The sequence below is a fragment of the uncultured Marixanthomonas sp. genome (assembly GCF_963974425.1).
In the GTDB taxonomy this organism is placed as follows: Bacteria; Bacteroidota; Bacteroidia; order Flavobacteriales; family Flavobacteriaceae; genus Marixanthomonas.
This window is the reverse complement of record NZ_CAXBCK010000001.1, coordinates 15,966-41,790: the sequence shown is the minus strand read 5'-3', so window position 1 is coordinate 41,790 and position 25,825 is coordinate 15,966. Positions and strand designations below refer to the sequence as shown.

General features: G+C 36.7%; 15 protein-coding genes. 13 read left to right on the top strand and 2 right to left on the bottom strand.

Features of this window, described 5'->3' with window-relative positions:
- Positions 1 to 75 precede the first annotated feature (75 nt).
- The gene (locus AACZ92_RS00170; RefSeq protein ID WP_339695455.1) at positions 76 to 471 is read right to left on the bottom strand and encodes an SPOR domain-containing protein; all 396 of its coding nucleotides are present in this window, start codon (positions 469 to 471) and stop codon (positions 76 to 78) included.
- 214 nt (positions 472 to 685) lie between these two features.
- Between AACZ92_RS00170 and AACZ92_RS00165 the strand changes: the two genes are divergently transcribed.
- The 8 genes from AACZ92_RS00165 to AACZ92_RS00130 all read left to right on the top strand — a co-directional run bounded on the left by AACZ92_RS00165 (position 686) and on the right by AACZ92_RS00130 (position 12,570).
- Entirely contained in the window at positions 686 to 2,020 is a 1,335-nt protein-coding gene (locus tag AACZ92_RS00165) for a cytochrome c3 family protein (RefSeq protein ID WP_339695453.1), read from the top strand.
- 74 nt (positions 2,021 to 2,094) lie between these two features.
- Entirely contained in the window at positions 2,095 to 5,178 is a 3,084-nt protein-coding gene (locus AACZ92_RS00160; protein ID WP_339695451.1) for a TAT-variant-translocated molybdopterin oxidoreductase, read from the top strand.
- Positions 5,179 to 5,204: 26 nt separating this feature from the next.
- Positions 5,205 to 6,974, top strand: coding sequence for an NrfD/PsrC family molybdoenzyme membrane anchor subunit (nrfD, locus tag AACZ92_RS00155; protein ID WP_339695448.1), 1,770 nt, complete (start codon positions 5,205 to 5,207; stop codon positions 6,972 to 6,974).
- Between the two features lie 4 nt (positions 6,975 to 6,978).
- A complete protein-coding gene (locus AACZ92_RS00150; RefSeq protein ID WP_339695445.1) occupies positions 6,979 to 7,515 on the top strand; it encodes a DUF3341 domain-containing protein in 537 nt (178 codons plus the stop codon).
- 1 nt (position 7,516) lies between these two features.
- On the top strand, positions 7,517 to 8,206 hold the full coding sequence (locus tag AACZ92_RS00145) for a cytochrome c (protein WP_339695442.1): 690 nt from the start codon (positions 7,517 to 7,519) through the stop codon (positions 8,204 to 8,206).
- Between the two features lie 24 nt (positions 8,207 to 8,230).
- Positions 8,231 to 9,622, top strand: a complete 1,392-nt coding sequence (locus AACZ92_RS00140) for a quinol:cytochrome C oxidoreductase (protein ID WP_339695439.1) — start codon at positions 8,231 to 8,233, stop codon at positions 9,620 to 9,622.
- A gap of 24 nt (positions 9,623 to 9,646) precedes the next feature.
- Complete coding sequence (locus AACZ92_RS00135) at positions 9,647 to 10,723, top strand: cytochrome c oxidase subunit II (RefSeq protein ID WP_339695436.1); 1,077 nt, start codon at positions 9,647 to 9,649, stop codon at positions 10,721 to 10,723.
- A 20-nt stretch (positions 10,724 to 10,743) separates the two neighbouring features.
- Positions 10,744 to 12,570, top strand: coding sequence for a cbb3-type cytochrome c oxidase subunit I (locus AACZ92_RS00130; RefSeq protein WP_339695433.1), 1,827 nt, complete (start codon positions 10,744 to 10,746; stop codon positions 12,568 to 12,570).
- A gap of 330 nt (positions 12,571 to 12,900) precedes the next feature.
- Here the strand turns inward: AACZ92_RS00130 and AACZ92_RS00125 are convergent, their stop codons facing one another.
- Positions 12,901 to 13,410, bottom strand: a complete 510-nt coding sequence (locus AACZ92_RS00125; protein ID WP_339695430.1) for a peroxiredoxin-like family protein — start codon at positions 13,408 to 13,410, stop codon at positions 12,901 to 12,903.
- Positions 13,411 to 13,522: 112 nt separating this feature from the next.
- Here AACZ92_RS00125 and ruvB point away from each other — a divergent pair, with 112 nt between their 5' ends.
- The 5 genes from ruvB (at position 13,523) to sprA (ending at position 25,815) form a co-directional block, all read left to right on the top strand.
- Positions 13,523 to 14,545, top strand: a complete 1,023-nt coding sequence (gene ruvB, locus AACZ92_RS00120; RefSeq protein WP_339695428.1) for a Holliday junction branch migration DNA helicase RuvB — start codon at positions 13,523 to 13,525, stop codon at positions 14,543 to 14,545.
- Positions 14,542 to 15,465: a tRNA epoxyqueuosine(34) reductase QueG gene (gene queG / locus AACZ92_RS00115; protein WP_339695425.1), complete on the top strand. Its 924-nt coding sequence runs from the start codon at positions 14,542 to 14,544 to the stop codon at positions 15,463 to 15,465. Before ruvB ends, queG begins: the two co-directional genes overlap by 4 nt.
- A gap of 100 nt (positions 15,466 to 15,565) precedes the next feature.
- Entirely contained in the window at positions 15,566 to 17,872 is a 2,307-nt protein-coding gene (locus AACZ92_RS00110) for an NADP-dependent malic enzyme (RefSeq protein WP_339695422.1), read from the top strand.
- A gap of 86 nt (positions 17,873 to 17,958) precedes the next feature.
- Positions 17,959 to 18,540, top strand: a complete 582-nt coding sequence (gene ruvA, locus AACZ92_RS00105) for a Holliday junction branch migration protein RuvA (RefSeq protein WP_339695420.1) — start codon at positions 17,959 to 17,961, stop codon at positions 18,538 to 18,540.
- A gap of 54 nt (positions 18,541 to 18,594) precedes the next feature.
- Positions 18,595 to 25,815 carry a cell surface protein SprA gene (gene sprA, locus AACZ92_RS00100; protein WP_339695745.1) on the top strand — a complete coding sequence of 2,407 codons (7,221 nt, stop codon included), beginning with the start codon at positions 18,595 to 18,597 and terminating at the stop codon, positions 25,813 to 25,815.
- Positions 25,816 to 25,825: the final 10 nt, after the last annotated feature.

Genomic DNA, 25,825 nt, shown 5'->3' with positions numbered 1-25,825 from the left:
AGTGGTTACTTCAGTTTAACCTATGGTTTTGAATCTATAAATAAGTGACTTAATTAATTGAATTCTGAAGCTGAATTAGCTTCTGTTCTGTGGTTTTAAAATAAAAGCGGAAGGAAACCCTTTTTGAATTTCAATCAATGCTCTATCGGCGTCTAAACGATCGCTAAAACTACCAACCCAAACTTTGTAGTTAGGTGTTTCGTATTCAATAGAGGCAGGCCAGGTTCCGTAAAGACCACGATATTTTTTTATAAAAGTGTTGGCTTTTGTAAGTTCACCATAATACAACTGTATGGTATAGCCGTTAGATAGCTTGTTGTCTTTTTCCAAGCTTTTTTTCATTTCCAACAGTTTCGTGATTTTTTGGTCTTGATCAATGGTCACCTTTCCTTGTTGTGCTTGGGATGTATTTGAAAAAAAACTGAATAAAATACTGGCAATAACTAATTTATAAATATAAGCTGTTTTCATGATTTAATTTATATGGTGCAAATGTACTTGATAATAACTATAAAACCGACTCCAATATTATTTAGAACTAGTATAAATTAGTTATTAACACTTTGTTTGGATTTCTAAAATCGACTTTATAATGTATTTTTGTGCCGTTATTTGAGGTACGTTAAAACACTAATTTTAGTAACTAATTACGTACCAAACTTATGGACAATAATTAACTGTCAGTATGAAAAAGGTGAATTACCGAAATCTATCCTCCTGTTTGTCATTTCTTTTGTTGGCTCTATTGCTAACAGTTTCCACTACCGTTTCAGCGCAAGATGAATCTGCTGCTGATACAACCGCAGCTGCATCTAGTGAAGCTGCTTCGGCTGAAGGGTCTGGTGGTGATGTGGCAGCCGGGGAAAATTTGTTTAAGGCTAACTGTGCCGCTTGTCATAAATTAGATCGTAAAGCGACGGGACCTGCTCTTCGTGGCGTGGCTGATAAATATGATCGTGATTGGTTGTACGAATGGATAAAAGATAGTCAGGCAATGATTAAGTCTGGAGATCCTCAGGCTGTTAAGCTTTTTGAAGAACATAATAACTCTGTTATGACTGCCTTTCCGCAGTTGAGTAATGGTGATATTGATAATATATTAGCGTATACTAGCGCCCCAAAACCTGAGCCAACTGTTGCTCAAACACCAACAAATGGTGGTGGCGAAGGAGGAAGTGGTGTCTCAAACAATATTGTGTTAGGTGCTCTTGCTTTAGTGTTCTTGTTGCTAGTTGTAATGTTGTTCTTGGTAACAAACACACTTAAAAAGATTGCTGCGGCAAATGGCGTTGTCTACCCAGAAAAAGAAGCTCGCACCCCAATATGGAAAGCTTTTGTTCAAAATCAATTTTTGGTGTTAGTAACATCTGTTTTCTTATTGTTGACAGCAGGGTACTTTATGTATGGGTTTATGATGCAAGTGGGTGTAGATCAAGGATATGCTCCTGTTCAGCCTATTCATTTTTCTCATAAAATTCACGCAGGTGATAATCAAGTAGATTGTAACTTCTGTCACTCTTCAGCAAGAAAAAGTAAAACATCAGGTATTCCTTCGTTAAATGTTTGTATGAACTGTCATAAAAACATTGCTGAAGTAGCTCCCGAAACTGCTACTGAAGAATACTCAAAAGAATTCTATGACGCTGAAATTCAAAAATTATACGATGCAGTAGGTTGGAATGTGGATGAACAAGCTTACACGGGTGAAGAAAAGCCGGTTAAATGGGTTCGTATTCATAATTTACCGGACTTCGCATACTTTAACCATTCACAGCACGTAACCGTGGCTGGAATAGCGTGTCAAGAATGTCACGGTCCTGTAGAGGAATTTGAAATAATGGAACAACATTCTCCATTAACAATGGGGTGGTGTATTAACTGTCACCGTGATACTAACGTACGTATGGAGGGTAATGAGTATTATGAAAAAATTCATGAGCAACTTGCTAAGAAATACGGCGTTGAAAAAGTGACTGCTGCACAAATGGGTGGCCTTGAATGTGGTAAATGTCACTACTAAACTTAAAATGATTAAAGAAATCGTGCTTTCAAATAGTATTTTGAATAAACGATTATTAAATTAAATAAAAATAAATGGCATCAAACAAGAAATACTGGAAAAGTGTTGAAGAGCTTAATGAAAATAGCTCTGTTGTTAAGACGTTGCAAGAAAATGAATTTGTAGAAGAAATTCCAACAGATGAATTTTTAGGTAATAAAGAAACGCTTGAAGCTTCTTCAACTACACGTCGTGATTTCTTAAAGTACGTTGGTTTCACTACAGCAGCTGCTTCGCTTGCAGCCTGTGAGGGGCCAGTGGTAAAATCAATTCCTTATGTAGTTGCACCAGATGAAATAGTTCCTGGAGTAGCAAATTTCTATGCTACTACAATTGCAGACGGTTTCGATTTTGCTAATGTATTAGTAAAAACAAGAGAGGGTCGTCCTATTAAAATAGAGCGAAATAATCTTTCAAAATACGGTGATGGCGTAAATGCTCGAGTGCATGCTTCTGTTTTGTCTCTGTATGACAACAATCGTTTACAGGCTCCTCTAGTTAATGGGAGCGAAGTGTCTTGGAGTGATTTTGACACTTCTTTAGCTCAAAAGATGAATGAAATGGGTGGTAAAGATGTTGTGTTGCTTACACAAACCTTTGCTAGTCCGTCAACTTCAAAGCTTATTAAAGAATTTACTGCAAAATATTCTAATGTACGCCACGTAGTGTATGATACGGTGTCTTCTTCTGAAGCACTTGATGCTTTTCAAAATAAATATGGTACTAGAGCTTTAGCAGATTATGATTTCTCTAAAGCTGAAGTAATTGTTTCCGTTGGTGCAGATTTCATAGGAGATTGGCAAGGTGGAGGCTATGAGGGTAGTTATGCTAAAGGGCGTGTACCTAAGAACGGAAAAATGTCTCGTCACGTCCAATTTGAGTCTAATATGAGTCTTTCTGGTGCAAACGCAGATAAGCGTGTGCCAGTTACTCCTTCTCAACAGCTTCAAATTCTAAAAGCCTTAACAGGTGGAAGTGCTTCTGGTTTACCGGAAAATATAGCTGATGCTGTTTCTAAAGCAAAAGCACAATTAAATAAAGCAGGTAGCAAAGGTGTTCTAGTAACAGGATTGCCTAATGTTGCTGCTCAGAAAATGGTATTAGACTTTAACGAATCTAAGGGTAGTGTGGTAATGGATACTGCAAAGCCAAAAATGACTCGTAAAGGAAATACTGCTGAAGTAATGCGCGTATTAGACGGCGTTGTTTCAGGAAGTGTAAAAGGGTTAATTACAGTAGGAGTAGATCCTGTGTATTCATTCCCAAATAATAAAGCATTTAAAGAAGCATATCAAAAACTAGATATGAGTCTTGCGTTTTCTATGAAAGAAGATGCTACAGCTTCTTTAGCACAAATGGTCGCTGCAACTCCACATTATTTAGAATCTTGGGGAGATGTACAGATGAAAAAAGGAAGTTTCAGCTTAATGCAACCAACTATTCGTCCGTTGTTTAACACTAGACAATTTCAAGATTGCTTGTTGAAATGGACCGGAAATACTAAAAATTATTACGATTATATAAAAGAAACTTGGACTTCTTCTGTGTTAGCTGGTGGTTCTTGGAATCAAGCGCTTCATGATGGTTTTGTTGAAAGCAGTGTTGAAGTTTCTATGGAAGATGCAACTGCAGATGAAGCTAATATGACTTTAGAAAGCAGTACCAATAATGGTGCATTAGCTGCTTCAGCTCAAAACGGAGGCGGATATGAGTTGACATTGTATAGCAAAACTGCTTTAGGCGATGGTCAGCAAGCCAACAACCCGTGGCTGCAAGAAATGCCAGATCCTATTACTCGTACATCTTGGGATAACTATTTAACTATTTCGGCAGCAGATGCTAAAGAATTAGGTGTTGAGAATGAAAATGTAGCAAACGGAGCATTAAACGGCGGGTACGTTAATGTGAAGATGGATGGTGTTGTTGTAAATAAAGTTCCTGTTCTTGTTCAGCCTGGACAGGCTAAAGGATCTGTTGGTTTAGCCTTCGGATACGGAAAAACTGCTGCTATTCAAGAAGAAATGCAAACAGGTGTAAATGCCTTTCCTTTATATAAAGATTTCTCTTCAGTACAAAACGTTACGTTAGAGAAAGTAGGAGGTGTTCACGAATTTGCTTGTGTTCAATTGCATAATACTATGATGGGTCGCGATATTATTCGTGAAACGACTCTTGAAATATTCAATACGAAAAATGTTGAAGAATGGAACGCAGTTCCTAAAGTATCTAAAGATCATCAAGAAATTCCGGTGACATCACCAGATGCAGATCTTTGGGAAAGCTTTGATCGTTCAGTAGGTCATCATTTCAATCTTTCTATAGATTTAAATGCCTGTACAGGTTGTGGGGCTTGTGTTATAGCATGTCACGCTGAAAACAACGTTCCTGTTGTAGGTAAATCTGAAGTTAGAAGAAGTCGCGATATGCACTGGTTGCGTATTGACAGATACTATTCAGCAGAAGAATCATTAGAAGTTGATCAAGATAAAAAAGAAGGATTCTCTGGTTTATTTGGAGATAATGGTTCATTAGGTGGTTTTGGAGAGTTAGAAGATCCATCTGCAAATCCACAAGTGGCTTTTCAGCCAGTAATGTGTCAACACTGTAATCACGCTCCGTGTGAAACAGTTTGTCCAGTGGCTGCAACTTCTCACGGAAGACAAGGTCAAAACCATATGGCATACAACCGTTGTGTAGGTACAAGATATTGTGCAAACAACTGTCCTTATAAAGTACGTCGTTTCAACTGGTTCTTGTATAATGAAAATGATGAGTTTGATTACCACATGAACAATGATCTTGGTCGTATGGTGTTAAACCCAGATGTAGTAGTACGTTCAAGAGGGGTGATGGAAAAATGTTCTATGTGTATTCAGAAAACACAAAAAACAATCCTTGATGCGAAACGTGATGGACGTCCTGTTAAAGACGTTGAATTCCAAACAGCTTGTTCTGCAGCTTGTGGAACTGGTGCAATGGTATTTGGAGACATTAACGATCACGACAGTGAGGTATATAAAGAGAAAAAAGATAAAAGAATGTATCACTTATTAGAATATGTAGGAACCGAACCAAATGTGTTCTACAAGACTAAAATAAGAAATACAGAAGAAGTTTAAACTAACTAAGTAACAGTAGTAAAGATATGGCGTCGCATTACGAAGCACCTATTAGAAGACCCTTAATTGTAGGAGATAAAAACTACCACGATGTAACTGTGGATGTTGCTGCTCCTGTGGAAGGAAAAGCCAATAAATCGTGGTGGATTGTTTTTACAATTTCCCTAATAGCATTTTTATGGGGGCTAGGTTGTATAATATATACAGTATCCACCGGTATTGGTGTATGGGGATTGAATAAAACAGTAGGCTGGGCCTGGGATATTACCAACTTTGTTTGGTGGGTAGGTATCGGTCACGCAGGAACACTGATTTCTGCAGTACTTTTATTGTTTCGCCAAAAATGGAGGATGGCAATTAACCGTTCGGCAGAGGCTATGACAATTTTCTCTGTAATACAAGCGGGATTATTTCCTATTATCCACATGGGTCGTCCATGGTTAGGGTATTGGGTGTTACCTATTCCAAACCAGTTTGGTTCGTTATGGGTAAACTTTAATTCGCCATTACTTTGGGATGTATTTGCAATTTCAACCTACCTATCAGTATCGTTAGTTTTCTGGTGGACAGGTTTACTTCCAGATTTTGCAATGATTCGCGATAGAGCAATTACACCTTTTACAAAAAGAATTTATAGCATCCTATCATTTGGATGGAGTGGTCGTGCAAAAGACTGGCAACGTTTTGAAGAAGTTTCATTAGTATTAGCCGGATTGGCAACACCACTTGTACTTTCGGTACACACCATTGTATCTTTTGACTTTGCTACATCGGTAATACCAGGGTGGCACACTACCATTTTCCCTCCTTATTTTGTGGCGGGAGCAATTTTCTCAGGATTTGCAATGGTAAATACGCTTCTTATCATTATGCGTAAAGTATCTAATCTTGAAAATTATATTACCATTCAGCATATCGAATTGATGAACATTGTAATTATGATTACAGGTTCTATTGTTGGGGTGGCCTATATTACTGAGCTATTTATCGCTTGGTATTCAGGTGTAGAGTACGAACAGTACGCTTTCCTTAACCGTGCAACCGGTCCTTACTGGTGGGCATATTGGGCTATGATGACGTGTAACGTGTTCTCTCCACAGTTCATGTGGTTTAAAAAATTGCGTACAAGTATTATGTTCTCCTTCTTTATTTCGATTGTAGTAAACATAGGTATGTGGTTTGAGCGTTTCGTTATTATTGTAACATCTCTTCACAGAGATTACCTACCATCATCTTGGACAATGTTTCAACCAACGTTTGTTGATATAGGTATCTTCATTGGGACAATAGGATTCTTCTTTGTATTATTCTTATTATATGCAAGAACATTCCCTGTAATTGCTCAAGCAGAGGTGAAATCTATCTTGAAGTCTTCAGGTGAAAAGTATAAAAAACTAAGAGCTGAACACGGCGATGATGTAAAACATTACGACGCTGCCGTAGCACCTGCTGCTAATAATGAATTTCTAAAAAGCACGGAAGAAACAGGAACGGATACCGTACATGCTGGTGAAGTTGCTGAAAATGATGTAGAACGTGAAAAAATAGAGGATCTTTTAGATGGAATTGGACGTTTTGACCCTGAAACCGAAACCCAAGACGATCTTAAAAAGATAAGTGGAGTTGGTCCTATAATGGAACAGAAATTACACCAAATAGGTATCTATACATTTGATCAGGTAAGTAAAATGACCGACAGAGAGTATGACCTTCTTGATACTATTATAGACGAATTCCCTGGAAGAGCAAAACGTGATGACTGGGCAGGCCAGGCAACAAAACTTAAAAACAATTAGTAAGATGGCATCGAAAACAATTCACGCTATTTACAACGATGACGACCTGTTAATGCAAGCTGTTAAGCAGGTACGTGCAGAGCATTATCATATTGAAGAGGTGTATACTCCTTTTCCGGTTCACGGGCTAGATAAAGTAATGGGCTTAGCTCCTACAAGAATTGCCATAACATCATTTATGTATGGATTAGTAGGACTTACAGTAGCAGTTTTAATGATGAACTTCATTATGATTGAAGATTGGCCACAAGATATTGGTGGTAAACCAAGTTTCAGTTATATAGAAAACATGCCAGCCTTTGTACCTATTATGTTTGAACTAACTGTTTTCTTTGCAGCTCACTTAATGGTAATTACTTTTTATATGAGAAGTAAATTATGGCCATTCAAAAAAGCTGAAAATCCTGATGTTCGAACTACCGATGACCATTTTTTAATGGCTATAGATGCAGGATCACACGATGTAAAGAAACTTACCAAGTTTTTATATGATACGGGAGCCATGGAGATTAGTTTAATTGAAAATGAAGAAGACCACTAATATGAAAAAAAGTTTAAACATAACCATAGCGCTTGTAGCTGCATTCAGTTTGGTTTCTTGCTTTAATGATAAAAAACCTAATTATCAGTTTATGCCTAATATGTATGAACCTGTTGGATATGAAACCTACGGTGAGTATGATGTTTTTGAAAACGAACAAGAGGCAAAACTTCCTGCCGAAGGCTCTATCCCTAGAGGATGGACACCTTACGAGTATGACAATACAACAGAAGGATTAAATTTAGCCAAAGCAGAGTTAAAAAATCCTTTAGAAATTACAGAAGATAATATTTCAGAAGGAGAAGCACTCTATACTATTTATTGTGCAGTATGCCACGGTGATAAAGGAGATGGACAAGGTATATTAGCGGAAAGAGAAAAATTTCTGGGTATTCCTAGCTATGCAGATCCGGGAAGAGAAATTACTATGGGAGGTATTTATCACGTAGAAATGTACGGATTAAATGCTATGGGGTCTTATGCATCACAAACTAATGAAAAAGAGCGTTGGCAAATTGCAATGCACGTAATGGATTTAAAAGCAGCCTTAAATGGGGAGCCTTCATTATTAGAAACAGTAGGTGTTAAAGCTGCAGATTCAAGTAATACCGAAACGTCTCAAGTGGAACAAAATGAAACTGATACCGAAGGTGAAGATGTTTCAGAAGCATCAGAAAACGAAACTAACTAAAGAATAAAGAGAATAGTTAAAGATATGTACACGCTACCAAGTAAATTAAAACTGTTTGCAATTATTTTTATGGTCGTTGGAGCCATAGGAATAGTATCAGGTTTCCTTACTGCTCCCTCAACCACAGCCGAGGTTAAAGAAATGATGGCTAGTCATGGGGATGGACATGGGTCAGACCATTCAGCAGCCGAAGAATCACACAGTACAAATGAAAATTATAATGCAGAAGAAAACCTTGGCGACGAACACGCTCAAGCTGCTAACGAACACGGTGAAAATGCACACGATAGTGAAGAAGCACATTTAGAGCATACCTTGCATCAAATGCAAAATAGACCTTGGTCAGCATTATATATTGCTTGTTTATTCTTTTTATTTATTGCATTAGGAACTTTGGCTTTTTATGGTATACAATATGCCGCACAAGCTGGTTGGTCCCCTGTTTTATTTAGAGTAATGGAAGGAATTACGGCTTATTTGCCAGTAGCTTCGGTAATACTATTTGTATTGTTATTACTTTCTGCTTTCCACGTGAATCATATTTTCCATTGGATGGATCCAGAATTAGTTGATCCTAATAGTCCACATTACGATAAGTTAATTGCTGGAAAAAGCGGATGGTTAAATGTTCCTTTCTTTTTAATTAGAGCAGCTATTTTCTTAGCTGGATGGAACCTATATAGATACTTCTCAAGAAGAAACTCTATTAAACAAGATGCTGCTGATGATAACAGTTGGTTCAAAAAGAACTTTAAAATGTCAGCTGGATTTTTAGTGTTTTTTATAGTAACTGAGTCTATGATGTCTTGGGACTGGATTATGAGTTTTGATCCGCACTGGTTTAGTACTTTATTTGGATGGTATGTTTTTGCAGGAATGATGGTTTCGGCTATTACAGTAATAGCAATGGTATCTATCATTTTAAAGAAACAAGGATATTTAGAATTTGTAAATGATAGCCATATTCACGATTTAGCAAAGTATATGTTTGGCTTTAGTATTTTCTGGACCTACCTTTGGTTCTCACAGTTTATGCTAATATGGTATGCAAACATTCCTGAAGAAGTAACCTATTTTGTAACACGTATAGAAGATTATAAATTACCATTCTTCGGGATGTTAGTAACAAATTTTGTATTCCCTGTATTGTTATTAATGAATAGTGATTACAAACGTGTAAACTGGTTTGTAATCTTAACAGGGGTAGTAATTTTAGCAGGACAATACATAAACCTATTTGTTATGGTTATGCCTGGTACCGTAGGAACCTCTTGGTTTATTGGCTTACCAGAAATAGGTTCCATATTGTTTTTCTTTGGCTTATTTGTATTTGTTGTGTTCACAGCATTAACAAAAGCGCCTCTACTTGCTAAACGAAATCCGTTTATGAAGGAAAGTAAACATTATCATTATTAATTAATTGAATAGAGACAGATAACGATGACCGCATTTTTAGTTGTATTAGTAATTATTCTTTTTGGAGTTGCCGTTTGGCAAATGACCAAGGTTTTTGAAATGTCTAAAACCAAACAGACAGATACTGGCGATATAGCATCAGACAAAGACAATAAAGTAAACGGATACCTAATGGTGATGTTCTTGGTCTTTTTGTATGTGCTAGCTATTGTTTGCTTTTGGAAATGGGGAGATGTACTCCTTCCTGAAGCTGGTTCAGAACATGGATCACAGATAGATAATTTAATGTTAATATCCATGATTCTTATTTTCTTTGTGGGTATAGTAACACACTGGCTTTTACTTTCTTTTGCATTTAAGTACAGAGGCGAAAAAGGTAAAAAAGCTGTATTCTATGCAGATAATGATAAATTGGAGTTTATATGGACTATAATCCCGGTAATTGTATTAGCAGGGCTTATTATCTATGGTCTTTTCACTTGGACAGATATTATGAATGTAAGTGAAGAGGATGATCCATTAGTTGTTGAGTTATATGCTTATCAGTTTGATTGGCGTGCTAGATACTCAGGTGATGATAATACCTTAGGAGAAGCCAATGTACGGTTAATTGAAGGGGTTAATCAACTGGGTGTTGACGCTTCAGATCCTAATGCTCAAGATGATATTGTAGTAAATGAATTACACTTGCCAGTAGGTAGAAAAGTGTTGTTTAAAATGCGTTCTCAAGATGTATTACACTCAGCCTATATGCCACACTTTAGAGCTCAAATGAACGTAGTTCCTGGTATGGTTACCCAATTTGCATTTACCCCGACGATCACTACTGAAGAAATGAGACAAAATGATGATGTAGTAGAAAAAGTAAGGCATATTAATGAAATACGAAGGGAAAATAGTAAAGAATTAGCAGCAAAAGGGGAGCAACCTTTAGAGTCTTACGAGTTTGATTATTTATTGCTTTGTAATAAAATATGTGGAATTAGCCATTATAACATGCAAATGAAAATAGTGGTAGAATCACAAGAAGATTATGAAGCTTGGTTGGCAGAACAGCCAAAACTTGACGAGACATTTGCACAATTGAAAGAGAACAGATAAGAAATTAGTTTACAAGAGATATGTCAGCACACACAGAAGATTTAGCAGTAGATCACCACGATGATCACGGGCATCATCACAAACAGACCTTTATATCTAAATATATATTTAGTACAGATCATAAAATGATATCCCGGCAATACCTTATCACCGGTATTTTCATGGGGATAATAGGGATATTAATGTCCGTTCTTTTCAGAATGCAGATAGCATGGCCTGAAGAACCATTTACAATTTTTGAAATTTTCTTAGGAAAATGGGCCGAAGGCGGCGTAATGGACCCAAGTGTTTATTTAGCATTGGTAACGATACATGGTACTATAATGGTATTCTTTGTGTTGACAGCAGGGCTAAGTGGTACCTTTAGTAACTTGTTGATTCCGTTGCAAATTGGGGCTCGAGATATGGCCTCAGGCTTTTTAAATATGGTGTCATACTGGCTTTTCTTTATATCCAGTGTGATTATGGTACTTTCCTTATTTGTTGAAGCAGGACCTGCATCAGCTGGATGGACTGTTTATCCCCCTTTAAGTGCTTTGCCACAAGCAATACCAGGATCTGGTACAGGAATGACGTTATGGTTAGTATCATTAGCTATATTTATTGCATCCTCTTTATTAGGATCGCTTAACTATATTGTAACAACATTAAACTTACGTACCAAAGGGATGTCCATGACAAGACTTCCACTTACTATTTGGGCGTTTTTTGTAACAGCTATTATTGGTGTGGTATCGTTTCCTGTATTGTTATCAGCAGCGCTGATGTTAATTATGGATAGAAGTTTCGGTACATCATTCTTCCTTTCTGATATATATATTGCAGGAGAAGTGTTACATAACCAAGGAGGTTCACCTGTATTATTTGAGCATTTATTTTGGTTCTTAGGTCACCCTGAAGTATATATTGTAATTCTACCAGCAATGGGTATTGTTTCAGAAGTTATGGCTACCAACTCACGTAAACCAATTTTTGGATATAGAGCAATGATTGCCTCTATACTTGCAATTGCCTTTTTATCTACTATTGTTTGGGGTCACCATATGTTTGTATCAGGTATGAATCCATTTTTAGGTTCTGTGTTTACCTTTACAACATTGTTAATCGCAATTCCTTCAGCAGTAAAAGCATTTAACTGGATTACAACAATTTGGAAGGGCAACCTGCAAATGAACCCCGCTATGTTATTCTCTATTGCATTTGTTTCTACCTTTATTACAGGTGGGTTAACAGGAATTATTCTTGGTGATAGTGCCTTAGATATTAATGTACACGATACATATTTTGTAATTGCACACTTCCACTTGGTAATGGGTATTTCAGCTGTATATGGTTTATTAGCTGGAGTATATCATTGGTTCCCAAAACTGTTTGAAGGGCGATTGATGAATAAAAACTTGGGGTATGTCCATTTCTGGATAACCGCAATAGGAGCATATGGAATTTTCTTCCCAATGCATTTTGTGGGAATGGCAGGTTTACCAAGAAGATATTATACAAATACTAACTTTCCATATTTTGATGACTTAGCTGATATAAACGTGGTGATAACCATCTTTGCTATCATTACGGCAGCGGTTCAAGTGGTGTTTTTATATAACTTCTTCCATTCAATTTTCTACGGAAAAGTAGGGCCAAAAAACCCTTGGAAATCCACTACTTTAGAATGGACAGCTGAAATCAAACATATTCACGGAAACTGGGATGGGCCAATACCACACGTATATCGTTGGCCTTATGATTACAGTAAGCTGAATAAAGATGAAACCGGCTATGTAATACCAGGACAGGATTTTATTCCACAGAACATTCCTTTAAAGGAAAACGAGGATGAATTAAACCACTAAATCAATTAAGTTATATATAAAAAAGCCTTTCTGAAAAGAAAGGCTTTTTTATTAAATAAAATTTACGTGTTATTACGTATTGACTATACTGCTTCCTGTTCGTATCTTTGATTAACGATTAAGGAACAAAGAGTGGGGACTTTGTGACTGTAAAAGCCGTACTATAAAAAAGTACGGCTTTTATATTTTTAAATTGTAAGTAAAAATACCCACAATTGGGTATTGACTGTAGGCCATTTATTCTTCTATATTTGGAGGAGATTTTAATTAGTAAAATGGGGAGTTTACTGATTTTATAAACCGCGCTTACTGAGGAGGAGTGCGGTTTATTTATTTACCACCTCTTGCAGGATAGTCTTCTTTTAATACAAAGTCAATCGATTTTAACAAATCATCAAATCCTGGTCTGGCAAATGGCATGGTCTGTATAGAAGCACTATAGATAGTTGTGTCTTTGTTAATTAAAAATAGTGCTGGCTCAGAAAACACGTCTGGTTCAGCGTCTTTAATTGCGTGACTAATAAACAATCCCCATTCCCTAGCTTTTTCTTCAGACATTCCATAAGCAAGTGGAATGGATTCAATGTCCCATTTTTCAGTGGTAATAGTTGCTCTTTTTTCAGTATCCATACTAACAGCTACTACGTTTACTCCTTTGCTTCTAAAATCTTCAATTTTAGTTTGTAACTCTTCTAAATATTTCTTGCATACAGGACAATGAAGACCTCTGTAAAAAATCATCATTGTAAAATTTTCAGGTTCTTGTTTCTCAATGTCCCAAGTTGTTCCATTAATTAAATCTAATTTCAACGCTGGTGTTTTTTCTTTTGGCTTTTTCATATCTTTTTTTTTGTAAGATAGCTATTGATATTAAGCTTCTGTAATAAGGCATTATTAAATCTTGTTAAATATTTCCAAAGCTTACTTGAATACACTTTGTATATTTGTTTTTATGAACGAAAATCTGGATCCAACCGGCGATAATCTTTCCCCTCAAGAAATTGATCTGGAAAAAAAATTAAGGCCCCTCACCTTTAATGATTTTACTGGGCAAGACCAAGCATTGGAAAACTTGCAGATTTTTGTGCAAGCTGCTAATTTGCGCGAAGAAGCATTAGATCATACGCTATTTCACGGCCCTCCTGGTTTGGGAAAAACCACATTGGCTCATATTTTAGCTAATGAATTGGAAGTAGGTATTAAAGTTACCTCAGGCCCTGTGTTGGATAAGCCTGGAGATCTTGCAGGACTGCTTACAAACCTAGAAGATCGAGACGTGTTGTTTATTGACGAAATCCATAGATTAAGTCCTATTGTTGAAGAGTATCTCTATTCGGCAATGGAAGATTATAAAATTGATATTATGATTGAAACGGGCCCTAACGCTCGTACGGTTCAAATTAATCTCAATCCATTTACGCTAATAGGAGCAACAACCCGTTCGGGTCTTTTAACAGCTCCTATGCGGGCTCGTTTCGGTATTTCCTCAAGGCTTCAATATTACACTACTGAATTGCTTACTTCTATCGTTCAACGAAGTTCAGGAATATTAAACATTCCTATTTCAATGGAAGCAGCGATTGAAATTGCTGGCAGAAGTAGGGGAACACCGCGTATTGCCAACGCTTTATTGCGAAGGGTGCGTGATTTTGCTCAAATAAAAGGGAATGGTAAAATTGATATTGAAATTTCAAAATTCGCCCTAAAAGCATTAAATGTGGATGCTTTTGGTCTGGATGAAATGGACAATAAAATCCTTACCACCTTAATCGATAAATTTAAAGGTGGTCCAGTAGGTATATCTACTATTGCTACGGCTGTTTCAGAAAGTCCCGAAACTATTGAAGAAGTTTATGAACCTTTTTTAATACAGCAAGGGTTTATTATAAGGACACCGCGTGGTCGGGAAGTAACAGAAGCAGCATACAAACACCTAGGGAAAACTAAAAGAGGAACACAAGGAGGCTTGTTTTGAGTTTAAAAGAAAAACAGACACAACTTATAAAAACCGAAGCCAAACGCCTCGGTTTTTTGTCCTGTGGCATTAGCAAAGCTGAATTTTTAGAAGAAGAAGCCCCACGGCTCGAAACATGGCTCAACCAGAATATGCATGGCGAGATGGGGTATATGGAAAACTATTTCGATAAGCGGTTGGATCCAACAAAATTGGTTCCAGATAGTAAAAGTGTAATTTCATTATTGTTGAATTATTATCCTTCTGAAGAACAAAATGAGAACAGTTATAAAATTTCAAAATACGCCTACGGTAGAGATTATCATTTTGTGATTAAAGACAAACTAAAACAACTTTTAAGCCATATTCAAGATGAAATAGGCGATGTTCATGGCCGTGCTTTTGTAGATTCTGCTCCGGTTTTAGACAAAGCTTGGGCAGCTAAAAGCGGTTTGGGGTGGATTGGTAAACACAGCAATTTATTGACAAAGCAAACTGGTTCCTTTTATTTTATAGCCGAATTGATTGTTGATCTCGATCTTGAATACGACACTCCAGTTACAGATCATTGCGGAAGTTGCACAGCCTGTATCGATGCTTGTCCCACCCAAGCTATTGTTGACCCGTATGTAGTGGATGGTAGTAAATGCATTTCCTATTTAACCATAGAGTTGAAAAACGAAATACCTACTGAGTTTTCAAACAAGATGGAAGACTGGATGTTTGGCTGTGATATTTGCCAAGATGTATGTCCTTGGAATCGCTTCAGCAAACCCCATAACGAACCACTTTTTAATCCACATCCTGAGCTATTAGAAAACACTAAAAAGGATTGGGAGGAAATCACTAAAGAGGTTTTTAATGAAATTTTCAGAAAAAGTGCTGTAAAACGTACTAAATATGAGGGGTTAAAAAGAAATATTCAGTATTTAAAAAACTAATATTTCTTATAAAAAACAACCTTTAAAGTTTCATCATTCCACTTACTCGGCTAACTTTGTATGTCATCAATTTAATTTTTGACGATTAAAACTTCAGACTATGAGCAAAGAGAGCAGACGCCGAGAGGCTTTAGTATACCACGCAAAACCAAAACCAGGTAAAATTCAAGTAGTGCCTTCAAAAAAATATGCGACCCAAAGAGATCTTTCTTTGGCGTATTCCCCAGGCGTTGCTGAACCTTGTTTGGAAATAGAAAAAGAAACCAATAACGTTTATAAGTATACCAACAAAGGAAACTTAGTAGCTGTAATATCTAATGGTACAGCTGTGCTAGGGTTAGGCAACATTGGTCCTGAAGCTTCAAAACCCGTAATGGAAGGAAAAGGATTGCTTTTTAAAATATTTGCAGACATAGATGTGTTTGATATTGAGGTAAACACCGAAAATATAGATGAGTTTATTGAAACCGTTAAAAATATTTCCCCAACGTTTGGCGGTATTAACTTAGAAGATATTAAAGCTCCCGAGGCTTTTGAAATTGAACGTAGGTTAAAAGAAGAACTCGATATTCCGGTAATGCATGACGATCAACATGGAACGGCAATTATTTCAGCTGCCGCTTTATTGAATGCATTAGAGTTGGCAGATAAAAAAATAGAAGAAGTTTCTATCGTTATTAGTGGTGCTGGGGCAGCAGCAGTTTCATGTACGAAGCTTTACAAATCATTTGGTGCAAAAGCTGAAAATATTGTAATGCTCGACAGTAAAGGTGTTATCAGAAAAGATCGCGATAACTTATCTAAAGAAAAAGAAGAGTTTGCAACTGCTCGAAAAATTGATACGTTAGAAGAAGCCATGAAAAATGCAGACGTATTTGTAGGATTGTCAATTGCTGATATCGTATCGCCAGATATGCTAAAAAGCATGGCAGACAATCCAATTGTCTTTGCCATGGCCAACCCGAATCCTGAAATAGATTACGATTTGGCGATTAAAACTCGTAAAGATATCATTATGGCGACTGGCCGAAGTGATCATCCTAATCAAGTTAACAATGTACTTGGTTTCCCTTTCATTTTTAGAGGTGCGCTAGATGTTCGTGCTACCAAGATTAACGAAGAAATGAAGATGGCCGCAGTGAAAGCCTTGGCCGAATTAGCGAAAGAGCCGGTTCCAGAACAGGTGAATATAGCTTATGGTGAAACAAGATTAACTTTTGGAAGGGATTATATTATTCCAAAACCTTTCGATCCTCGTTTAATTGCTGCGGTACCTCCAGCTGTTGCCAAAGCAGCTATGGAAAGTGGAGTAGCTACAGAAGATATTGTCAATTGGCAAAAATATGAAGATGAGCTACACGAGCGATTGGGCAGTGACAATAAAATTATACGATTGTTATTGAACAGAGCCCGTACAAATCCGAAACGAATTGTATTTGCTGAAGCAGATCATCTAGATGTTTTAAAAGCTGCTCAAATTGTATACGAAGAAGGTATTGGTATTCCGGTGTTATTGGGAAGAAAAGAGATTATTCTCGAATTGATGGAGCAACTCGAATTCGATATAGAAAATTTAGAGATTATCGATCCAAAATCTGACGAACAAGAAGAAAAACGAAATTATTATGCTGAAAAGCACTGGAAAAACCGAAGAAGGAGCGGTATTACCCTATATGATGCGCAAAAAATAATGCGAGAACGTAATTACTTTGCTGCCATGATGGTAAATGAAGGGGATGCAGATACCATGATTTCAGGATATTCAAGAGCGTATCCTTCAGTAGTTCGGCCAGTTTTAGAAACTATCGGTAGGTTTGATGGGGTAAGTAAAGTAGCCACTACCAATTTAATGTTAACAAAACGAGGACCTTTATTTATTTCAGATACTTCTATAAACATAGACCCTACAGCCAAGGAGTTGGCGAAAATTGCACAGATGACCAACTACACGATGAAAATGTTTGGGTTAACGCCAGTAATTGCGATGGTTTCCTATGCTAATTTTGGTTCGTCAAAAGATCCACACGCCACTAAAGTAAAAGAAGCTGTGGAGTATCTTCATAAAGTAACGCCAGATATGCACGTAGATGGAGAGTTGCAGACAGATTTTGCGTTAAATCCAACGTTGCTTCAAAAAAAATTCCCTTTTTCAAAATTGGCTGGTAAAAAAGTGAATGCTTTAATATTTCCAAACTTAGACTCTGCAAACAGTAATTACAAGCTTTTAAAAGAACTGAATGGAGTAGAATCTATTGGTCCTATTATGCTTGGTATGCGAAAACCTGTACACATCCTTCAATTAGGTGCTAGTGTTGAAGAAATGGTGAACATGGCTGCCGTTTCAGTTGTAGATGCACAACAGAAAGAAAAGCGTGAAAAAGAAGCTTTAAAGCAGCAAAAAGACTAAACTTTTTCCTTCTATATTTTCACATTTTTCAGATGGGCAGATGCAAATAATTATGCTATATTTGGCCTTTAACATTTTTATAACGTATGATAACCCACATTGAGGGAAAATTAGTAGAAAAAAATCCAACTGATATAGTGATTGACTGTAATGGTGTTGGTTATTTTATCAATGTTTCGCTACATACGTTTTCTCAACTTCCTAATTCTGAAAATATAAAAGTTTATACTCACCTACAAGTGCGTGAAGATGCACATACCTTATTTGGGTTTTATGAAAAAGCAGAACGAGAGATTTTTAGGTTGTTGGTGTCGGTTTCTGGGGTAGGTGCTAGCACAGCTCGTACCATGTTATCATCTTTAACACCTGATCAAGTAAAAGATGCTATAGCTACAGAAGATGCAGTAGTTATTCAATCTGTTAAGGGGATAGGCACAAAAACCGCACAAAGGGTGATATTAGATTTAAAAGACAAAGTACTAAAAGTAGAAGGCTTATCGGGTATTTCTTCTAGTTCAAGCAATACGAACAAAAATGAAGCGTTATCTGCTTTGGAGACGCTGGGATTTGCACGTAAACAATCTGAGAAAATTTGCGAAAAAATAATAAAGCAAAACCCACAGGCAACTGCTGAAGAAATTATAAAACAAGCTTTAAAAAATTTATAACAATTGGGCGCAAAAAATTACAATTACATTCATAAGTTTTATAGGTTATTATTAATTATTGGAGCTGTTTTTGCAACTACAACAACTGCTTTTTCACAAGATTCTACCAAGACTGGATATGCTGAAGGACGAATAGACCTACCACCAACAAGTATTGAAGATTTATATACCTACGATCCAGTTACTGATCGGTATATTTACACTAGAACATTAGGAAGTTTTAAAATCTCTTATCCTATTATCCTGACTCCAGAAGAATATCAACAACTTATTTTGGAACAGGATATGAAATCCTATTTTAAGGAAAAAATTGATGCGGCCGATGGAAGAAAAGAGGGCTCAGAGGAAGCACAAAAAAACTTATTGCCAACATTTTATGTAAACTCTAATTTTTTTGAATCTATTTTTGGCGGAAATACAATTGAAGTAATTCCACAGGGTTCGGTAGAAATCGACCTTGGTCTTTTGTATACTAAACAAGACAATCCATCTTTTTCTCCTAGAAACCGAAGCAATTTGTCTTTCGATTTTGACCAGCGTATTAGCCTTAGTTTATTAGGGAAAGTAGGGGAGCGGCTTCAGATTACCGCTAATTATGACACCCAATCAACTTTTGATTTTCAGAATCAAATAAAATTAGAATATACACCTACCGAAGACGATATCATTCAAAAGATTGAAGTAGGTAACGTAAGTATGCCACTTAACAGTTCTTTAATTCAAGGTGCTCAAAGTCTGTTCGGGGTAAAAACCCAATTACAGTTTGGGAAAACAACAATTACAGGAGTGTTTTCTGAACAAAAGTCTGAAACCCGTACCGTAACTGCAGAGGGTGGTGCTACCGTTACAGATTATGAGCTTTTTGCTTCAGAATATGATGAAAATCGTCACTTTTTCTTAGCGCATTACTTTAGGGATAATTATGATAGAACTTTAGAACAATACCCTTTCATCAACTCAAACGTACAAGTAACTAGGGTAGAAATATGGATTACCAACCGTAGTAATAATACTGAAAACGTTCGTAATATTGTTGCTTTACAAGATATTGGGGAATCAAATTCAGAAAATATTGGTCTTACTGTACCACCAGGAGGGTTTATCAATAAGCCTCGAAGTTCATTTCCAGATAATAGTAATAACGACTTTAATCCCTTTGGTATAAATGATCCTTCCGTACCTTCTGTTTTAAACAGTGCAATACGTGATGTGGCGACAGTCCAATCTGGTTTTGGAGGCGTTCCTGTTCAACAAGGAGTTGATTATGTAGTTCAGGAAAACGTAAGAAAGTTACAGCCAAGTGAATATACTTTACATCCACAATTGGGTTATGTCTCTTTAAACCAACGGTTGAGTAATGATGAAGTACTCGGGGTGTCATATCAATTTACCGTAAATGGAGAAGTCTATCAAGTGGGTGAATTTTCCAATGATGGAGTAGAAGCTACAGGTACCGGTAATACTGGTGGTGACAATGATCCAAATGTTCCACCTCAAGGAGGTATAGAAGGAGTGGCTCAAAACTTAGTGGTTAAAATGTTGAAAAGTAACATCACCAATGTTGAAGAACCGGTTTGGGACTTGATGATGAAAAACATCTATTCTATTGGTGCTTTTCAATTAGAGCAAGAAGATTTTAAAATGAATATTCTTTATACTGACCCTTCTCCACTTAACTATATTACTGGTGTAGATGGTGTGCCGTTGCCGGAAGACGTTGAAAGTACAACATTGCTTCGAGTGTTTAATTTAGATAGATTAAATTTTAACGGAGATCCACAACAAGGAGGAGACGGTTTCTTTGACTTTTTGCCAAATATTACAGTTGATACACAAAACGGTCAAATAATATTTACTTCAGTAGAACCTTTTGGTAAATACTTATTCGACAAGTTAGATAATACACCAGGAGGTGTTGAAAATTATAATGTGCCATCTACTTATAACGCCAATCAAAATAAATACGTGTTTAGAACTTTATATACTTCTACAAAAACACAAGCAGAACAAGAAGACAGCGATAAAAACAAGTTTCAGTTAAAAGGTAGTTATAAATCTACTGGAGCAGATGGTATCCCAATTGGAGCCTTTAATATTCCACAAGGTTCGGTTACAGTTACAGCTGGAGGGCGTGAATTAGTTGAAGGCGTAGATTACACCGTAAATTATCAACTAGGAAGGGTTCAGATTTTAGACCCGTCATTATTGAATTCTAATACGCCTATACAGATTTCTACTGAAAATAATACGTTGTTCGGGCAGCAGACCAAACGTTTCACAGGTCTAAATGTAGAACACAAATTCAGTGATAAATTTCAAGTTGGAGCTACGTACTTGAATTTAAACGAACGTCCTTTAACGCAAAAGTCTTCTTACAATGCAGAGCCTATTAATAATACTGTTTTTGGGTTCAATGCAAATTATTCTACCGAAGTTCCATTTTTAACAAGATTGGTAAATAAGTTACCTAATATTGATACCGATGTAGAATCGAACGTATCATTACGAGGTGAATTTGCTTATCTAATGCCTGGAGCACCAAAAGTTTCAGATTTTGATGGAAAAGCGACAGTATATGTTGATGATTTTGAAGCCTCACAGACCGAGTTAGATATTAGTACACCAAACACGTGGTTCTTAGGAAGCACCCCAGTAGGTTTTGGTGGAGAAATTTCAAACGAATTATCCTATAACTACAATCGGGCACGATTGGCTTGGTATACCATAGACCCTATTTTTTATAGTTCACAACGTCCAGAAGGAATAACAGATGAAGACCTTTCATCTCCTTTTACAAGAAGAATTTTTAGAGACGAAATTTTTCCTGAACAAGATATTATACAAGGGCAAACACAGGCTTTGTTTTCGTTGGATTTAGCTTATTTTCCTTCTGAAAGAGGACCATATAACTTTAACCCACAAGCTTCAGGCGGAAATACATTGCCAAACCCTCAAGATAGGTTTGCAGGTATTTCTAGACAATTGACCACCACAGATTTTGAACGGTCTAATGTAGAGTATATTCAATTTTGGGTAATGGATCCCTATATCTATGAAGAAACAAGCGGACAGACTGGTGGATCCATCAATTTTAATTTAGGTAATATTTCCGAAGATTTACTGAAAGATGGAAGAAAGCAATATGAAAACGGATTACCTGAAAATGGCAGTGATGAGAATACCATCCCTACCATTTTTGGAAAAGTACCAACCAATCAATCACTTGTTTATACATTTGATACCGAGGGACAAGAACGTACCAATCAAGACATAGGTTATGATGGGCTTAATGATGCAGGTGAGGCTGCTATGTTCACAGACTTCGGTAACCTTGCCGATCCTGCGAATGATAATTATCAATACTTTCTACAAGCAGATGGCGATGTGATTAATAGATACCGTCAATATAACGGAACTGAAGGTAACTCTCCTGTAGAAGTTACAGACGTTAATCGCGGTTCAACCACACAACCAGACGTGGAAGACATTAACCGTGATAATACCATGAATACGGTAGATGCCTATTTTGAATATAACGTTCCAGTATTTCCAGGGATGGATAAAAGTAATAACGAATATATTACTGATGTAAAAGAAATACAAGTAACCACACCTAACAACGAAACAATCGATGCTCGTTGGGTACAATTTAAAATACCAATTAGTGACCCAGACCAGACCATTAATGGAATTTCAGATTTTAGATCTATCCGTTTTATGCGAATGTATCTTTCACAGTTCTCTGAAGCGACAGTGTTACGTTTTGGTACGCTAGAATTGGTGCGAGGTGATTATAGAAGATATACACAAACACTCGATTTAACCGGAGAAGATCCTGAAATGGATGATACTGTCTTTGAAAGTGAAGCAGTTAATATTGAAGAAAACGAGAACAGACAACCAATTCCTTATGTGTTGCCTCCTGGAGTGTTGCGTGAACAATTGAATAACAACAACAACTTGATTCGTCAAAACGAGCAATCCCTTGCGCTACGGGTTAATGGATTGGAGCCTGGCGATGGCCGTGGAGTTTATAAAAATTTCAACGTGGATATGCGTCAGTATAAAAACTTAGAAATGTTTATCCACGCAGAGTCGTTACAGAATGAAGCAGCTTTGGCTGATGGTGAAATGGTTGCGTTTATGCGCTTGGGGAATGACCTTTCACAAAACTACTACGAAATTGAAATCCCGTTAAACCCAACCTCTTTTGGATCAACTTCTCGAGAAGAAGTATGGCCTGCTGAAAACCGAATAAACTTACCGTTGGCGTTGCTTCAAGAAGTAAAAACACGCGTATTGGGAGCAACAGAACCACCTGAAGATCTAACGCAACCTGTTTATTTTGATCAGTCGGAACTCGACCCTAATTACTCAGGTCCTGAAAATGAAATGCGTATTGGTATTAAAGGAAACCCGAGTTTTGGTAATGTACGTACTATTATGTTGGGTATGAAAAATAGAGAAACCAATACTAGCGATATTGCTGGAGAAGTTTGGTTTAACGAATTGCGCCTTTCTGAACTTAAAAATGAAGGCGGTTGGGCAGCAGTTGCTACGCTTGATGCGAATATGGCCGACTTTATGAACGTAAGTGCAACTGGAAGAAGAAGCACCGTTGGTTTCGGCTCTGTAGAACAAGGACCAAACCAAAGAAGCCGTGAAGACATAAAACAGTATGATGTTGTTACTAACTTTAACTTAGGACAATTACTTCCAGAAAAATGGGGTATCCAGTTGCCATTTAACTACGGTCGTTCTGAAGAATTGATTACCCCACAATACGATCCCGAATTTCAGGATATTGAACTAGACACGCGTCTTGATAATACCGACGATGAAGATGAGAAAGAAGATATTAGGCAACGATCTGTAGATTATACTAAGCGACAAAGTATAAACTTTATAGGTGTTCGGAAAGATAGGACTGGTGATAAAAAGCCTATGCCGTATGATATTGAAAACTTTACCTTTTCATATTCTTACAATCAGGTAGATCACCATGATTTTGAAATCGAAGATGCCTTGGATCAAAATGTGCGTTTAGGTGGAACGTATAATTTTAATTTTGATCAAAAACCTTACGAACCTTTTAAAAAGAATGATTCTCTTTTTACTGGCAAGTATTGGCAGTTTTTGAAAGATTTTAATATCAATTATAAACCAACAAATGTATCGGTAAGTTCAAACATAGTTCGTCAATATAATGAACAGAAATTTAGGGAATTGAACACATTACCAGGTAACATTGGTATTCCTACATTATATCAACGTAATTTCTTGTTTGATTGGGAGTACAATATCAATTATAATTTAACTAAATCACTACGTTTCAATTTTACTTCATCAAACAACAGGCTTGTAACCAATTATTTGGATGATCAAGGTTTTTCAGATGATAGTATTGGTATATGGGATGGATTTTTTGATATTGGAGAGCCTAATCAACATTTTCAGTCTTTACAGTTGAATTACGATTTACCTTTCGACAAATTTCCGTTCTTGAAATTTATTAGGGCAACTTACTCCTATACGGGCGATTTCCAATGGCAGGATGGTAGTGATTTGTTTAACAATATTTCAATACCAAATAATGATGGTACAGGTAGTCAAGTGTATGATTTAGGAAACTCAGTCCAAAACGCAATGACGCATGCCATTAATTCTAATATTGATATGAGTGGCTTTTATCGTTATGTCGGTCTTACTAAGAAAACTAAAAGCAATAATGGAGCAAACGCCCGTAGTGCAGGACAGGGTAATCCCGCTGGTGGGGGTATGGAAGGATTGCGCAATGGCGGCAAAGCCGGTAAAGACGGAGAAGAACAAGAAAACAACAACTCTTTTTCTGTTAGTACAAATAATAATGTATTGGGTAACCAAGGTGGCGCTCAAACAGGTGGCGGTTCATTAAGTACTGGCGATAAAGCTGTTAATACTATTATTGGGTTGGTTACTTCTATTAAGAAAATTAAGTTCAATTATCAAGAAAACCAAGGTATTTTCCTTCCAGGATATACTCAATCCATAGGTTTCATTGGTACGTTGAGACCTACAACCGCTTTTACTTTCGGTAGCCAAGCTGAAATAAGAGAAGAAGCGGCACGTAAAGGGTGGCTTACGTTGTATCCGGAATTCAATGAGCAATATACCGAAGTAGAAAATAGGCAAATGGATGTTCAAGTGAATTTAGAGCCCTTAAATGATCTTACCATAGATATTAACGGAAACCGTTTATATTCTGAAAATTATGCCGAAAACTATATAGTTGAAGATGGGCAATATCGTTCGTTAACGCCAAATACTTTTGGAAACTTTAATATTTCAACTTTATTAATAAAAACAGCATTTAGCGCCAGTGATGAAAATAGTTCTGAAGCATTTGATGATTTCAGAAGTAATAGGCTTGTTATTGCAAACCGACTCGCTGAAGATTATTATGGCGGCGGAAATATTCCACGTGATCCCGACACTGGATATCCAGTAGGTTTTGGTAGAACTAGTCAAAATGTATTACTGCCAGCATTTCTAGCAGCTTATAAAGGAAGCGATGCTTCTAGTGAAAAGAAAGGCTTTTTAAGAGACGTTCCATTGCCAAACTGGGATATAAAATACACTGGTTTAATGAACTTGGATTGGTTTAAAAAACGATTTAAACGTTTTTCGTTGCAACACGGTTATAGAGCTGGTTACACAGTAAATCAATTTCAAAGTAACTTGGATTACGACCGCTTTAACCCTGGTGCTGTAGACCAAGCAGGAAACTTTAAAAGTGAAACTTTATTAAGTAATGTAAACCTTACTGAACAATTTTCACCGTTACTTCGTGTAGACTTTGAGATGAAAAACTCAATAAAAATTCTTGCTGAGTATAGAAAAGACAGAGCGCTATCTTTAAGTTTTGCTAACAACTTACTTACTGAGATACAAGGAGATGAAATTATTCTTGGTTTAGGTTATAGGTTGAAGGATCTTACTATTGGAACTAATTTTGGTGGTAATAAAAAAATACTTAAAAGTGATTTAAACTTTAAAATGGATCTTTCTAGAAGGGATAACAAAACTATTATTCGTTACTTAGATATTGAAAATAACCAAACGACAGCAGGGCAGACTATTTATGGTCTTCAATTTTCGGCAGACTATGCGTTGAGTAAAAATTTGACGGCACTGTTTTACTACGATCATACGTTCTCAGAATATGCCATTTCAACTGCATTCCCACAAACGACAATTAGAAGCGGTATAACCCTTCGCTATAACTTCGGAAACTAAACAACAAAAT